Origin of the sequence: Fluviispira multicolorata (genome assembly GCF_009208585.1) — a bacterium.
Lineage (GTDB): Bacteria > Bdellovibrionota_B > Oligoflexia > Silvanigrellales > Silvanigrellaceae > Silvanigrella > Silvanigrella multicolorata.
Genome location: NZ_WFLN01000004.1, coordinates 821,881 through 837,958, shown reverse-complemented (window position 1 = coordinate 837,958; position 16,078 = coordinate 821,881). Strand labels below are relative to the sequence as shown.

Annotated in this window: 12 protein-coding genes; 3 read left to right on the top strand and 9 right to left on the bottom strand. The window is 33.9% G+C overall.

Going from position 1 to position 16,078, the window contains the following annotated elements:
- The gene (locus GCL57_RS03535; RefSeq protein WP_152211878.1) at positions 1-1,293 is read left to right on the top strand and encodes a dihydrolipoamide acetyltransferase family protein; all 1,293 of its coding nucleotides are present in this window, start codon (positions 1-3) and stop codon (positions 1,291-1,293) included.
- Between the two features lie 94 nt (positions 1,294-1,387).
- A complete protein-coding gene (locus GCL57_RS03530; RefSeq protein ID WP_152211877.1) occupies positions 1,388-2,437 on the top strand; it encodes a BMP family lipoprotein in 1,050 nt (349 codons plus the stop codon).
- A gap of 6 nt (positions 2,438-2,443) precedes the next feature.
- Here GCL57_RS03530 and GCL57_RS03525 read toward each other — a convergent pair whose 3' ends face one another.
- Both GCL57_RS03525 and GCL57_RS03520 read right to left on the bottom strand, forming a co-directional pair.
- Positions 2,444-3,025 (bottom strand): hypothetical protein, encoded by a 582-nt coding sequence (locus GCL57_RS03525; protein ID WP_152211876.1) that lies wholly within the window; start codon positions 3,023-3,025, stop codon positions 2,444-2,446.
- Positions 3,026-3,086: 61 nt separating this feature from the next.
- Positions 3,087-4,277 (bottom strand): hypothetical protein, encoded by a 1,191-nt coding sequence (locus tag GCL57_RS03520; protein ID WP_152211875.1) that lies wholly within the window; start codon positions 4,275-4,277, stop codon positions 3,087-3,089.
- A 424-nt stretch (positions 4,278-4,701) separates the two neighbouring features.
- Between GCL57_RS03520 and GCL57_RS03515 the strand changes: the two genes are divergently transcribed.
- Positions 4,702-5,502: a nucleoside phosphorylase gene (locus GCL57_RS03515; RefSeq protein WP_152211874.1), complete on the top strand. Its 801-nt coding sequence runs from the start codon at positions 4,702-4,704 to the stop codon at positions 5,500-5,502.
- Positions 5,503-5,505: 3 nt separating this feature from the next.
- On the opposite strand, the gene argS is transcribed toward GCL57_RS03515, so the two are convergent.
- From argS to GCL57_RS03480, 7 genes are all read right to left on the bottom strand, one after another.
- A complete protein-coding gene (gene argS, locus GCL57_RS03510) occupies positions 5,506-7,281 on the bottom strand; it encodes an arginine--tRNA ligase (RefSeq protein ID WP_152211873.1) in 1,776 nt (591 codons plus the stop codon).
- A 173-nt stretch (positions 7,282-7,454) separates the two neighbouring features.
- Positions 7,455-8,834 (bottom strand): DNA repair protein RadA, encoded by a 1,380-nt coding sequence (radA, locus tag GCL57_RS03505; protein WP_152211872.1) that lies wholly within the window; start codon positions 8,832-8,834, stop codon positions 7,455-7,457.
- Positions 8,834-10,267 carry a class I SAM-dependent RNA methyltransferase gene (locus GCL57_RS03500; RefSeq protein ID WP_152211871.1) on the bottom strand — a complete coding sequence of 478 codons (1,434 nt, stop codon included), beginning with the start codon at positions 10,265-10,267 and terminating at the stop codon, positions 8,834-8,836. Before GCL57_RS03500 ends, radA begins: the two co-directional genes overlap by 1 nt.
- Before the next feature lie 15 nt (positions 10,268-10,282).
- A complete protein-coding gene (locus tag GCL57_RS03495; RefSeq protein WP_152211870.1) occupies positions 10,283-11,434 on the bottom strand; it encodes a FapA family protein in 1,152 nt (383 codons plus the stop codon).
- An 83-nt stretch (positions 11,435-11,517) separates the two neighbouring features.
- Positions 11,518-12,882, bottom strand: coding sequence for an undecaprenyl-phosphate glucose phosphotransferase (locus GCL57_RS03490; protein ID WP_152211869.1), 1,365 nt, complete (start codon positions 12,880-12,882; stop codon positions 11,518-11,520).
- A gap of 15 nt (positions 12,883-12,897) precedes the next feature.
- Complete coding sequence (locus tag GCL57_RS03485; protein ID WP_152211868.1) at positions 12,898-14,067, bottom strand: glycosyltransferase; 1,170 nt, start codon at positions 14,065-14,067, stop codon at positions 12,898-12,900.
- Positions 14,068-14,315: 248 nt separating this feature from the next.
- Entirely contained in the window at positions 14,316-16,025 is a 1,710-nt protein-coding gene (locus tag GCL57_RS03480) for an NFACT RNA binding domain-containing protein (RefSeq protein ID WP_161597579.1), read from the bottom strand.
- Positions 16,026-16,078 lie beyond the last annotated feature (53 nt).

Below are 16,078 nucleotides of genomic sequence, written 5' to 3'. Positions count from 1 at the left end.
ATGGCAACTCAGAATGTACTTATGCCACAAATGGGAGAGTCAATCCAAGAAGGCACCTTGACTCGTTGGCATAAAAAAGTTGGCGATAAAGTTCAGCGTGAAGAAGAATTATTTGAAATATCAACTGATAAAGTAGATACCGTGATTCCTTCACCTGTCAGTGGAGTGCTCGTTCAAATTTTTGCCAAAGAAAATGATGTCGTGAACGTAAACTCTGTTGTTGCTGTTATTGATGATGCAGCGCAGCCTGGTTCTGTTGTTGCGCAAGCGCCTGTTGCCGCCACAGCAGCGCAAACTCCAAAGGTGGTTCCTCCGCCAACTGCTTCACAATCAACACCCGTTCAAGAATCTGCAAAAGTTTTAGCGAGTCCTCTTGCTCGTAAAGTTGCCGAAGAACACTCTGTAGATCTCTCTAAATTACAAGGTTCTGGTGAAGGCAATAAAATTGTTAAAAATGATGTGCTAGCTGCGCTTGAAAGCGGGAAATCAGTTTCTCCGCTGGTTGCCGCCGCAGCAGCAGCTGCAACGGCGCCTGTGGCTAAAGCCCCTTCTGACCACGTAAAATCAACGGGTGGCTCTTCAGAAGGAGTTATTGATGGAGTTCGCGTGAGTCGTGTTCCTATGACGGGAATGCGTAAGAAAATTGCTGATCACATGGTAATGAGTAAAAAAACAAGTCCACATGTGACTTCAGTCATCGAAATTGATTTGCAAAAAGTCGTTGATGTGCGCGCAAAATTTAAAGATAAATTCGAAGCAATTAACGGATTTAAATTGACTTTTATGCCGTTCTTTTTACAGGCTGTGGTTGAAGCTATTAAAGCTGTCCCAGTCGTGAACTCGAGCGTAGATGGCGATGCAATTCTTTATAAAAAAGATATCAATTTAGGCTGCGCTGTTGCTCTTGATTGGGGGCTTATCGTCCCTGTCATTAAGAACTCTTCTGAAAGAAGCTTTGTAGGTCTTGGGCGTGAACTCAATAATTTAGCTGAAAAAGCTCGAAATAAAAAACTTTCCCCTGATGATGTGCGCGGAGGTTCTTTCTCAATTAGTAATTATGGTGGATTTGGTACAGTCATTGGACAACCAATTATAAATCAGCCACAAGTTGCTATCTTTGGAATTGGAGCAATGCAAAAGAAACCCGTTGTTATAAATGATGCAATTGCAATTCGCACAATGTGCTATTGTGTGCTTTCTTTTGACCACCGTGTTATCGATGGCTCAGACAGTGGTAAGTTTTTAAGCACAGTAAAAAATGTTCTTGAAAATTGGAATATCCCAGTTATATAATATATGCGCTAAAAAATATGCCGCAAATATTGTTTATCTGTTACATTATTAGCTCAAAGAGAAAATCTCTTTGAGTTTTTTTTGGAAAAATAATATGAAAAAAATAATTTTTTTAAGTTTTATTCTAAATTTATTTCCAAGCTTTTCTTTTGCAGAAAATGTATTAGCAAAACCTCGTATCTGTATGGTGCTGGATAGGGGCGGTAAAGATGATAAGTCATTTAACGAATCTGCTGTAAATGGTTTTCAAAAAGCCATGGATAATTTACAAATTTCTGCAGAGAGTAAATTTCTTGAAATTCACTCAGATGCACAAATTGAACAGTTTTTGAGAGCATTTTCTATAGATTCTACCTGCAGTTTAATAATAACAATTGGCTTTAATCCTTCAAGTTACGTTAAAAAATTTGCAGAAAAATATTCAAATAAAAAATATTTAACTATTGATCACGAGACAATTTCTTCACATAAAAATGTGCGTTCAGCTTTATTTCGCGAAGATGAAGGAGCATTTTTAATGGGAAGTATTGCTGCGATAAAATCAAAATCAAAAAAAATTGGTATGATCGGTGGAATGGATATTCCCATGATGAAGCGTTTTGCTCTTTCTTATGAAGCGGGCGCTAAGCATGTTTCTTCTAAAGTTCATATTTCAAAAAGTATTATTGGCCCTACACCCGAAGCTTGGAACAATCCTGCAAAGGCAAAAGAACTCGCGCTTGCTCAAATTGCACAGGGAGTTGATGTCATTTTTCAAGTTGCTGGTCCTTCTGGAATGGGAGTTTTTGATGCTATTAAACAAGCAAGGCTTAAAGAAAACTCTAAACCATCTTTTGCCATTGGAGTCGATTCTAATCAAAATGGAATAGCTCCAAAGCTCATATTAACCAGTATGGAAAAGCATGTAGATATGGCGGTATATTCTTCGATTGAAGACCTCGTTAATCATAAATTTATTGGTAATATTAAACAATATGATTTAAGAAATGGCGGTATTGATTGGTCTTTTGATAACAATAATAAACCTTTATTTAGTGGTTTTGAAATTCAAAAGATTAATAGAATTCGTGCGGCTATTATTGAAGGGATTATTAAAGTTCCTGATTATTATGTTTTAGCAAAAAAGGATCAAAAAAGAATCTAGTTGACTTTAGAGATATATTATTTTCACTTCTTTTCTTTCATTGATGAGTCTAAGAATTAAAAATCGTTTTATATTCCATCCATATTTTTCTGGATTTTTAAATTCATCTAGTATTTTTTTTCGATCTTTATTTTTTATTCTAAAATAGAATTCGCAAATAGGAGCTGTTGATGCCCCGCTTATTTCTCGATTTACTTCTTCTATACTTTGAACTATATCAAGCGCATTTTCTTTTGTTTCTAAAATGCACTCTTCAACTGGAGTGATATTCCATGGTCGTAATATTTTTCCTTGCCATTTTCTAGTTAAAGAACTTGGTTCTCTATAGATGAAAGAATTTATTCTAACACGTGCAATAAAAAGATCTGGATCTGGATTAGGGATTATCTCATCGTTATAAAATGCTTGAAATTCAACATATGTTTTTGGAAAATAAAAGACAACTTCTTTTGCATTTTCTGAAGTAGAATCAAAAAAAACAGCATTTTCTGATTCTACAAAATGAGTAATATTTGCACTTGATGCAAAAACATTTAATGGAAAACTAAAAGCAATTAAGAATTTAAGATAACGATTTTTTATTGACATCGAAAATTCCCTTAAACAAGATCCATAATCTTTATGTTTTATTTTATTATGCACTTAATTTTTAAGTGCCACTCCAATACTTTTTACAGTCTCCTTGTAAATTTCTATTCACACTTCCATCATCAGAGAGTTGAATACAGCCAACTGCGAGTGGGAACACAGTTTCAGAAACATTTAACCCTCTTGGACTTTGGAATTCAAATTTAGCATTTACATTTGTTTCTTTCCTAAAGAATGTTTCATTTATCTTATAATTAAACTGTGGAGCAGTTGTTGCTGAATCACCAATATTTGCATTATGTGCAATTGCTGAAAAAAGCTGATCTTCGAGTTTTTGTCTGAGTCTTTCAACTGACTGTAACAATTTTTCTTGAGCTTCTTTATTATTTGGATCGATCGTGATGTTGGTAATCGTATTGCCCCGACTGTCCTTATATGTAATTCTTACGCCACATTGATCGGCAGGTTTGTTAAAGCAAAGTCCTTCTTGAACCCAAAATTGATTCAATTGGTTTCTATCCAAAAAGCCATTCCAATTCGAAGAATAGACATGATATGATTGAAACAATTTTGAGTAATTTACTTCAACAGTCGCTGTAAAAGCATCGCCTGCTGAGTAATACAGTGCATGTAAATTTATTTGTAAAGCGTTTCCACCTCTTAGCATTTGTTTGTAAACGGATGCGCCTATTTTATTTAAGAATCCGCTCACTGCAATATTTTGATTTAAAGAAGGACCGCTGTTCGAATAAGCAAGTGATGAATATAGAGTTGGATCGCAAGTGGTCACTTTTTCTCCAGTGGAGGGATCTTCTTCTGTAATACAAATTGGTTTTTTAGTGACAGGATCCATACCAGGAGTTAATGGAACAACCTTAGTTTTGAAGAAGGGAAAGGGAAGAGCTTTGAATCCAGCCTTCTCAATATTTTTTATAAGAAGTTCTCTGTCAGAACCAAAAACTCCTGTTTCAAATTGTACGTTTAAGACTCCTGTTCCATCTGGAAGTGTTTGAAAACCTATTGTAGGCATACCATTTATTGTTGCAACTCTACCGGTTTTAGGCGCATAATAAATAATACTTTTGTCACTTGAATCATATGCTAATTGAAAATCATGTAATGATTTTGCATCTTGTCCAATACTCACTGGAACTTTATTAGGATCGACTGGATAAGCATGTGATTGAGTTTGTATTAAGGTAAAGAGTGGAGCCAGTAACATAATTTTAATTGAATTTTTAATTAGAGACATTGCATTTTCCTTGTTTTAAATTTTATAATGTTGATAAATGTTATTTTATCAACAATTTAACTCAAATAATGACTTGCTAACATCTTGTTCTGACAAATCATGTTATTACTTAATTATTAACTTTTTGATTCTAGAATCGTTTCAGACTAACTCTAAATTCTTAAATTGTAAGGATCTTAATGTTTAATCATGTCAAAACATTGACTTGATCTTAAAATTATTTTTCTTTTAAAGAATTAATTTATCAAATTTTTTTTTGACCTAGTATTACATAGCTATATTCTGAATTAAATAAATTATTCATCTTTTCTTTTTTAATTAATATTGACAAAAAATTAAGATAGAATTAAACATTATTTTTACGATTTTCTAGGGTGATATTATTTTAATGAGTAACATTTTTAATAATGTAAGGAATAATTAAATGAAACTGAATCATCTTAATTTTGAAATGGATTTTTTGTCCACTCGTAATGTTAAACTATGTCTTTTATCTGGTGATCCAAGTCGAACAAAATTAATTGCAGAGAAATATTTAAACGATGCTAAACTTGTCTGTGATAATCGAGGCTTGCTTTGTTATGTTGGACAAACCTCACTTGGACTGCCGATTCTTGCGGCAACTTCGGGTATGGGTGCTCCTTCAACGAGTATAGTAGTCAGTGAACTTGCACAGGCTGGAATTAATGTTCTTATTCGTGTTGGCACGACAGGTTCAATTCAAAAACAAATTGAACCAGGAAGTCTTATTATTAATTATGCTTCTTTGTGTAAACAGGGTGCAGCACTGGATATAGCACCTAATGAGTTTCCATCTGTTGCCTGCCCTTTATTGTCAACAGATCTTTATTATACGGCGAACGCAATTCATCCAACTGTATATTTTGGTATAAATGCTTCGGTGGATACGTTCTATGAAGGGCAGGAACGTTACGCTAACGCTAATCCACATTTATTAAGAAAACAGCAAGGTTTAATTCAAGAATATCAAAATTTAAATATTTTGAATTTTGAAATGGAGACAGGAACATTGTTTAAAATGGCGAGCGTCTATAAATTACATGCAACAAGTATTTGTGGAGTCGTTGCTGCAAGATACTCTGAAGATGAAGTAGGAGAAAAAATTATTCATGAGGTTGTTGAATTAACTATTGATTCTTGTATTAAATCCGCTTTAAAAACTTTAGAAAATATTCAATGCGGAAAACTTAAACTCAATAATTAATTTTTACATTTTTTGTGGGGCAGGAATACCGAGTAAAGAAAGTCCTTCAGAAATTACTTTTTTAGTGTTTTCTACTAAAGTGAGTCTTGTTTCTTTAATATTTTCTTCCGCATTTTTTATTGGGCACTGTTCGTAAAAACGATTAAATGATTTTGCTGTATCATAAAGATAACCCGTTAAAATGGATGGGCGGTTTTGCTGTGCAGCTTGTAAAGCAAAATCATTAAAGCGTGAAAGAATAAATAAAAGTTCTTTTTCAGCATTCTCATTTATCACAAAATTAATATTTTCTTTAGCAGAGCCTAATTTTTCTAAAATACTTGAACAGCGTGCATGTACATATTGCAAATAAGGACCTGTTTCTCCATCAAGCTTTAACCACTCTTCGAGTGAAAAATTAATTTGAGTGTTGTTATCAACTCGTAACATTCCGTATTTAAGTGCACCGATGGTAATATTTTTAGCTGTCAATTCAATTTCTTCATTGCTCCATTGTCCACGATATCTTTCAAGATAATCTGTTTTAACTTTTTCTTCCATTTTAAGGCGAAGATCAACGAGTTGAAGTCCATTTAATTGTCTTGAACTAAAGGGCTTTCCATCTTCTGTGTTCACTGTTTCATAAGATAAATGTACAGATTTTACGGCTTGTGGATAGCCCATAAGCTCTGCTGTTTTAAAGAGCTGTTGAAAGTGGAGCTTTTGTCTTGAATCGACTACAACAATTGATTTTGTTACTTTAGGGTCGGAAAATTTTCTTGTAATTAGGTCGAGATCTTTCGTTAAATAGAGACCATTTCCGTCAGATTTTAAAAACATGGCAAAACCCAACTTCCATTGACTGAGATCTATGCCAATGGCGCCATTGTCTTTAATAAAAAATCCTTCTTCAAATTTTCTTTTTACAAGGAGTTTTGAAGGGGCTTCGCATTCACTTTCAAAATACCAAATATCAAAGTGTGAATTGAGCCATTTATAAATATCTTTTAATTCATTTAAACTCCATTCGCGGGTTTCTTTCCACAATTCATAGTACTCTCCAGAAGTGTTGTTAAGTTGTCTAAGAATTTCTGAAATGTGTTCTTTGACTTCAACTTCTTCTTCTTTTCCTTTGGTTTGTTTAAATGCTTCATCTGCTTCCGCATACATTTGTCCAAGCCAACGGCATTGATTTTCTTTTGGCAATTCTTTTTTAGTAGGATGCGTTAAATACCAAATAATCTTTGCAACATGGGTGCCAACATCTCCTGGATATGTGGCTCTAACGACTCCATTGCCAGCATATTCAAGTAAATTGCTTACAGAATCGCCTAGGACAAGGCAGCGCAAATGACCAACGTGCATTGCTTTGTGTGTGTTTGGTTGAGAATATTCAACAACAATTTTATCTTTTTCATTTTCTTCTAGGAGATCTCTTTTAAAGTATTCTCCAGATTTTAAAGAATTCGAAAAACTTTCTGCAAGTTTTTTGAATTGGCAGTGAAAATTTAAATAAGCATTTACACATTCAATTTTATCAACCAATTTATTTTCTTGCGAATTAAGGCTTTGGGCCAGCTCTTGAGCAATTTTATTTGGTGCTTTTTTAAAAGATTTTGCAAATAAAAAGCATGGGAGAGCTGCTTGTCCTAATGAAAAATCAGGAGGAACAGTCAATTGGTTGTAGATGTCTTTTTCGGTGATTTGGACGTCGAGACCGAGCTCTTGAGCCGTTTTTTTTAATTGAGCACAAACTATATGTGCGATTTCAGATTTAAAGGGGTCGTGTAAGGTCGCCATTATTCACCAGGTTTTAAAAAAGTTGAAGTGTAACTAGAATGGCACTCTTAAAAATAGAGTCAAGCTAGACTCACAAAGGTGCCACAATATGCTCGCCAAGGTATTGCAAAACCTAAGTTGTGTCTAGAATTCTTCTCTCTTATAAGCACTGTTGCAAAGTATTTATGTGCGGCTTAATTATCAAAACGGACGATTTCATTGATGCTTTCTACTGGTATAATAAAGAATGGCTTTTCAGATTTTTCAAGAAGTTTTACAATATGCTCTTTTTCAAGTTGATAGTTGCGCAATGGAATATATAATTTTTCAAAACCCAATTTATGGGCTTCTAATATGCGTGGAAGTGCGTGACTGACCATGCGGACTTCTCCCGAAAGACTCACTTCTCCAAAAAATGCTGTTTTTGTGGGCAAAGGTTTGCCAAATAAACTGGAAGCCACTGCTGCAGCTGTCGCTAGGTCAATAGCAGGTTCAAATACTTTAAAACCTCCGGTAACATTTGCATAAACATCTACGTTAGAAAGATATAACCCCGCTCGTTTTTCAAGCACAGCAAGTAGAATTGTAAATCGATTTGTGTCGAAACCCGTTGCTAAGCGTCTGGGCGAGGCGAATGAAGTTTTACCAACAAGGACTTGTACTTCGATAAGAATGGGACGGGTTCCCTCCATACTTACGGAAATGGCCGCACCTTCGCAATCGCGCTTATTTTCGTCTAAAAATATTGAGCTTGGATTAGGGATATCCACAAGACCATGCCCCTGCATTGCAAAAACTCCGATTTCACCGGTTGAACCAAAACGGTTTTTATTTGCTCGCAAAATTCGATAGCCACTTGAGGTGTCACCTTCTAAATGCATAACCGTGTCGACCAAATGTTCGAGCACTTTAGGACCTGCAATGGATCCATCTTTTGTGACATGTCCAACGACAAATGTTGATATTTCTTCGCTTTTGGCTAACTGCATAATAAGGTTTGTGCATTCTCTTATTTGACTTACATTACCAGGACTTCCAGGGAGTTCGGGATTATAAACCGTTTGAATAGAGTCAACGACAAGCACATTGGGTCGAATTTGCCTTGTAGAGTCGAGAATGGAATGAATATTGGTTTCGTTTGTTACGAGAATATTTGGGTTTAATGAGCCTAATCTTTCTGCACGCAATTTGATTTGTGTGCAGCTTTCTTCGCCGCTCGCATAAAGAACTTTAAAACCTCTTTGGGCAAGGCCATTTAATGCTTGTAAAAGTAAGGTTGATTTTCCAATACCAGGGTCACCGCTCAGTAGCACAAGGCTGCCTACAACGAGCCCTCCTCCTAAAACGCGATCAAGTTCAGGTACGCCACAAAATATTCTTTTTTCAAGTTTTTCCTCAACTTTTGGAAGAGAGACAACATTTGCTTTGGATTTATTATGACTTAATTGAACCTTGCTAATGGTTTCTTCTTGAATTGAATTCCATGATCCACAATCAGGACATTTTCCAAGCCATTTTGGGTGCGTTGCGCCGCATGATGTGCAGACAAATACCTGTTTAAAAGAATTTTTCATTAATTTCCTCGTTCAAAGCACCCTAACACTTCATAGTGAATGGTATGACCGAAGGCATCAAAAAGATTTAAGCTTTTTAAGCGAAAGCCGCCTTCAAGCAGCACTCTTGTGTCACGGGCAAAACTTGCAGGGTCACAAGCAAGATACATAACGAGGGATTTTTTGCTACAGAGTTCAACAATTTTTTGCATGATTTCGATTCCTGCACCCGCACGTGGAGGATCAAGAATAATGATATCGATATCTTTGAATTGGGTGAGTGGATCTAATTTCTTTTTAAACTCTTGATCTACAAAAACTTCTACATCATTTACAATACCAGCTACGGGTAAATTTTTGCAGTTTATATTTAAAGAATCAATTGCATCTTTAATTCCTTCAACCGCAAAACACTGAACATCTACATTAAATCTTTTTCCTGAAAAATAAGGTAATGGAGAAAATATACCTGCTCCTGAGTATAAATCCCATGCAATAAATTGATTTTTATCTTGCTTATTTTTGATAATATTTTTAAAAAAATCGTCTGTATTTTCTTTTATGTGTTGATAATATAATTGAATACAATCTAAATGAGGTTGAATAAAACTTTGTTTTTTTAAACGAAAGCGTGGGAGTTCAGAATGTTTTAAATGTATGATCTGTTCATTTTGGATAGTTAAATATTTTTCAATAATTGTGAGACAAATTTCTTTATTAGGATCTTGATCAACTTGAAAATCAGCAATATTTAAAACAACTTTTTCATCATCACATTCAGTTAATTCAATTTCGCATTCCATCAATTTCCCAAATTTTTTTTCTTGGATTTCTTTAAATGCTTTTATTAGATTATCTTTTAAAAAAGAAATTTTTTCATTTATTTTTAAACTTGCTATGAGGCAGTGATCAATATCAACAATTCTATTTGAATGGCTTCCTCTAAATCCAAGTTCTTTTCCATTAAAATGAAAACGCACTCTTCTTCTATAGTGCTCCTGTTTTAAGAAAATAAGAGATAATAATTTTTCTGCAGAATTTATATTGGCTGAGTCCCATTTGCCAATTCTTTTTAATGTTTCAAAAAACCAGCGTGATTTTAATTCTGATTGAACTTCTGGTGAAACATGTTGCAGCTGGCATCCACCACATCTGTCGGTAAATTTACAGGGAGGTGTGACTCTGTGTGGAGAAGGGGATTCAATTTTATTTATAATTGCATTTTTATAATTTGATTTCTTATTAATAATTTCAACTTTTGCAGTTTCATTTTCAAGCATATCTTTAATAAAAACGATAATTCCATCTTCCCCACGTGCAATTGCTTTGCCGTCCGTAGAGAGGGCGTATGAAGTTAAAGTTTCTTTTTCATGTTTTACAAGATTATGTTGATTGTTCTTTAAATGAGATCTGTGAGTGTGAAACGATTTCTGCCGATTGCGATGATGCTGCATAGATTCAAACTTTGCCTATTTTGTAGTTGATGGCCACGGTTGAGAATTTTGGATAATGATGTTTGTTTTCTGAATTTGTATTCGAGATCCTTCAGACAACGTTTCTATTTTTGATGAATTTGCAAGTGTTTCGGAAAAAAACTTAATATAAGTTGGTTTTTCTTTTTCGCTGCCAACTTTCTTAACATTTAATGTCCCTTTTTTCATAAAAATCTCACTACCCGTTATTTTTCCTGGTTCTCCTAAACATTCCAAATTTCCATTTGTGGTGATTCGAGAAGCAAGAATTGCTTTCTCAACCTTTATGTTACCTTCGATAATAAAACAACTCGATTGAATAAAGTTTGCTTCAAGATTCCCATTGATAATGATAGCTTTTGAATCATCATGAGCTGAATTTGTTTGAATTCCACTTAAGGCAACAGCATTGCCTGTAACCGTAATTCCTGTTGCGGCCCAAAATTGTTCGCACGTAAAATCTCCATTTATAACCCACTCTAAAGAGCCCGTGATGTCACATTTAGCGATGACGCTGCATGGGAATTCAATTTTTTTCATTTGATCGGTTCTAAAACTTTTAATCGTATAGACTGACTCAAATTTGAGATTTCCCTCTGGAGAAACAATAACTTGTCCTCCTTTGTCACAGACAAGCTCTCCTTTTTCATTTGTTGTAAAAGCGGGATCGGGAGTTAATACAATTATCTTTTTTGTCTCTCCTTTTTGCGGAGGCATTGGAAATTCTTGACCAAAAATTGATTTTGCTGGTGAGGCGGGGGCAGCTTGTTTGATCATGGCGAAAGGAATATTGGGTCGTATGAGATCTTTTGGCATAGTGATTGGATTGAGCCAACGAATCGTAGCGCCTTTCATTTCGGTATATGGAATTCCTTTTAAAAATACAAAATCCTTTGAAAACTGCGGTGGTTTAGAACTAGCCGCACGTTTTATTTGTTCAACTGATTCGGGGGTTGGTTTTAATAAATAACCTAATTTTTGTAAATAGGAGCAAACTTGTTCATAATTTAAATGAATAAGTTCTGGTGATATATGGGTTTTTTCTGGAATATAAGCAGACATGCCGTCTGGAGTTGCTTTTATATTGAATAAAGTTTTTGAAGCTGGAGATGGGGCTTGACTTGAAGGTGGGTTGGCAGCAGAAGTCATCACAAATCTCCAAAAAAGCTTTTCGTATATACAGTTGTTACGTTAATTGTATCAGATCTTTAGAATCGATCAAAGAAATACTCTCAATATGCATTTGGATGAACTAAACCTTTAAAAGGAGTCAAAAAAACGATTTTCAAATCAAGCCACATACTCCAATTTTGTATGTACCATAAATCGCATTCAATTCTTTTTTCCAATGAGGTATTGCCACGCCAACCATTAATTTGTGCCCAACCCGTAATTCCCGCTTTTACCTTATGTCTTAACATATATCCGGGGATTTGAGTCTTAAAGTTATCGACAAAGATCGGTCTCTCGGGTCTTGGTCCAACAATACTCATCTCACCTTTTAAAACATTTATAAATTGTGGAATTTCATCTAGACTTGTTTTGCGAAGCCATTTACCAATTGGTGTTGTGCGATCGTCATCTGCTTTAGCCCAAACAGGACCGCTTTTTTCTTCGGCATTAACATACATTCCTCTAAACTTATAGCAATAAAATCTCTTACCATCGAGCCCCATGCGCTCTTGTTTGAAAAAAACGGGTCCTGAACTGCTGAATTTAACTAAAACTATACAAATCAAGTAAACAGGTAAAAATACTATTACGAATAATGATGCAAAAACAATATCAAATAATCTTTTTGCAAATCGACCAGAATTGTGAAGACTTGATGAGTTTAATGCTATTGTTAACATTCCTTCAATTTTAATTGATTTTGGTTCAAAAAATATTCTTTCGCCTAAGTATGGAATGAGTAAAATTTCAGAAAGATTTTTATCAAGATGCATATACACTTCATTGACATGTGCAGTTTCATCGGCATTTGGAACAATAAATACCAAATCGACATTGCTACTTTTTAAATATCTATCAACTGCATTTACTTCTGAAAATGAATGACATGAAATAAGATCTAAGTTCCAATCGGATCGGGTTAATATGGCTTGTTTAATTTTATGAGCTTGTGGTCCATTGCCAATAATAATTGCTTTTTTCTTTTTTCTGCTAAATTTTAAATAGATTCTATTTATTTTTCTTACGAAACTTCTCCCAATCGGAAAAATAAGAGGGAGGATAAAAAAGTAAATGAGAAGAGTTAATCTACTATATCTATGATCATAAATAAAATATGAAAGCGTAACAAAAATAAAGAATGCAATTGTATGTTTTTTAATGATTTCAAAGTTCTCATCCCAAACTTTCTTCTTTTCAATTGTTTGACTATACACATGTGTTGAAATAAAAATAAAGAGGTAGCTGAAGATGAGCAAAGGCCATAAGCGCAGGTAGTTAACGAGTGTATCTTGTCCTCTTGTCACAGAAATAATGTCACTGTTAAAGCGAATTATGAAAGCCAATATCCAAGCGAATGTTATGCAGAGTGTGTCTGAGATTGCCTTAAATAAATTTAATTTTTCGGAGTGTCTGCTTAAAAGCATTTCATAGACCTTTAATTAAAATTTAGTTTCTTTCTTAAGAGTCATTAATACTTCTTTTGTAAAATTTATTTGAAAATTTTCAATTGAAAATTTTTCTACTTGAGATTTCATATTATTGAGATCATGTTCCAATAAATCTCGTTTTAAAGATTTTAAGACAGCATTCAGCATGGATTCTTTTGAGCTTTCTTCAAAAGTAAATCCCGTTACTTCGTTCAGAACAGTTTCTTTTGTACCGCCTTGGTTGGGGGCAACAACCCAAAGTCCTGATGACGTTGCCTCTAAGGGAACAATTCCAAAATCTTCAATTGCAGGAAAAAGAAGTGTGTGTGCTTTTGAAAAAATAATTGGAATTTCATCATCTAAGGGGTTTATAAAAAATTCAACATTGTTTTTAAATTTTCTACTTGCTTTTATAAGTTCTGAACCATGCCCTGCAGCTATTACTTGAATTCCATTCTGCATAAGAGTTTCAAGTGCTTCAAACATTTTCTTGTAAGGAGTCCATGCACCAAAGAGCAAAACTTTTCTTTTTTCAACTGAAGCACAAGAAATTTTTGTATTGTTTTGGAAAAAATGAGTATGAATTGGAGGGTAGATAACTTTAGATTCTTTTCCATAAAATAAAGAACATCTTCTTGCAACAAATTGACTGTTTGTAATAAGTTTATCAATTCTAACTGAAGAAGTTATGTCCCAAATACGCAGTCGATTAAGCAAAAATCTTCTTAATATTTCTAATGGTCTTTTAAAACTCGGAATTTTTGTAAAGTAACGATGTTCTTGATCCCATGCATAACGCATCGGACTGTGAATATAAGCAATGTGTAAACCCAATGGAGGAGGCACAATCCCTTTTGCGACACAACTGCTACTTGAAATAATTAAATTGTACTGAGATAGATCAAAACTTTCAATTGCTATTGGAAAAAAAGGTAATAAACCTTTATATATTTTTTTTATAAATGGGATTCGTGCTAGGAAAGATGCATTAAATTTATGCTTATTTTCAAGGTTTAAAACTTTATCAGGAGTTCCAAAAAGATAATACATATCTGCATTGGGAAATAAATTAAGAATTTGCTCTAAGACTTTTTCGCCACCTCTGCGTGAAAACATCCAATCATGCACAATAGCAACTTTCAAATGTTTTGTTTGGTTGATAAAATTTTCTTTGAGTTGCAAACAGCACCTCGATGATTTGGGCGACAGAATATTGGATATTGAATAGTTATTATAGGTACTAAATCTATTATTTGTAAAGTTAAACTGTTTTATTTTCTTAAAAGTGAATGGATGAAATATAAAATGAGGTTTGTAAAGTTGAAGATAGTTTTTATTTTAAAAGATTGAGCGGAATTGAATTTTTTATTTGAGAAAAAGTAAAACTATATTTTACTTTTTAATATGTTTTTAATTTTACAAATTTTAATCTAATTTCGTTTGTTTTTTAAATTATTATTATCCGTTATTTTGTGAAGTTCGGTATTGTCATATTTAATTAATAATGTTTCACAGCGACGGACAAGTACTTTTCCTGGAGGAAGGTTTTTGCGTTTTTCGATATCAGCACGTGTTGATATTTGCACATCTGTATTTTGTGCACGACTGTGTTTAGAATGATGGACAGCTAAAATCGCAGCTTCACGCACTGCCTGTAATGAAGGTTTTTCTCCCTTTGGTTTTTCTAACCACACATGGCTTCCTTCGCCAGTTAATACGTGGATCCAAGTATGATGGGAAGGCATGAGTTTAATCATTTTATCACCATCTTCAGCCGAACGTGCAACACGAATAAATTCGCCGGTTGAAGCAGTAAATTCTTTAAAAGGAAATCTTTTTTCTTTTTCTTCTTTTATTTTTTGAGCCTGTTCACTTTCTGTCATAGAAATATCAAGCATTCCACATAAACGTGAAAGTAAAGGTAGATCTTCTTTAATAAGAACGTAATCAAGAGAGTATTTTTCAAATTTTTTAAGATCGGTCTGCAGATGAAAATGTTTTTCTTTATAATTATCAATTGCACTTTTTAATTCTTCGGCACTTTCAATAATTAACTTTTGAAAATCATACTCTGATGTTTTGCTTTCTATAATCCTAGCAGATAATTCTTGTTTTCTTCTTTTTAAAATATCTATTTCATGATGTATTTTATTTAATAAATCGCCTGGTTTTTCCCCTTTTTTAAGGGTATAGAATGCTGGTAAACCAAATTCTTGAATAAACTGCGGAGGGACATACCACTTTACAGAATCTTTTGGCCAAAGATAAAGGTGTGTTTTAAAACCTTCACTTTGTTTTTGTAGCCTTAATATCTCTTTTTCATCGGGCATATCTGCTTTTTGTCTAATTAATCTGCGACTTAAAAATTGTAGTTTTGTTTTCGCGCTTCTCCGAATATGAGTTGGTAAAATTTCTAACGCTGTATTTAATTGTAAAGGATATGGATTCGATTTTAATTTTATTTCACTGAATTCGGTATGCAGCACTTCGATATTTTGGGAATCTTTATTTTGTTCAATTTGTGGAAGGGGGCAATATGCTATGAGTGGGTATTCAAAGCACGCTCTTTTTTTAGTTTTTGTACAATCTTCACTCCATTCACACCAACTTTCAAAGAAAGAATCGGACGGTGAGAAATTTATTCCATATTGTTCTTTATAGCGACTTGGAGTGGAAAGATATTTTTTTGCTAAAATAATTCTTGGAGGTTTTGCGTCTAAATCTAAAATTAAACAATTTGGACCTTCGTTTATTTCCTGAAAATTTTCAATTTGTTTATTTGCATCGGAAAGTTCTATGATGATACAAATAGGCGAGATCGTTGCATATGCAGAACAGACTTTTCTTCCCTGTATATATTTTCGAGAGATTTGTACAATTGAATTTGGTTGTTTTAATGTTGTTGGTTTGAGTCGAGTTGTTGAAATTCCACTTTCCCCCTTTTTCATGGAAAGTAAAATAGCACTTCTATCATCGCCCGGTTTGTAGACAGATAAAATGATATGTCCTTGTTCCGAAGCGGTGATTTTTTGTAAACTTGCATTCATTATTCTATGTAGAGGCTGCGCAAATTTTCTTGTCCAAATGGCAAGTTGAGCAATACCAGTTCTTAATTCTTGAGAAAATTCAGTATCTTTCACGATAATCTTCCTATGCTGCTCTTTCATTAGCTAATTAGGTTGACGACATTCAT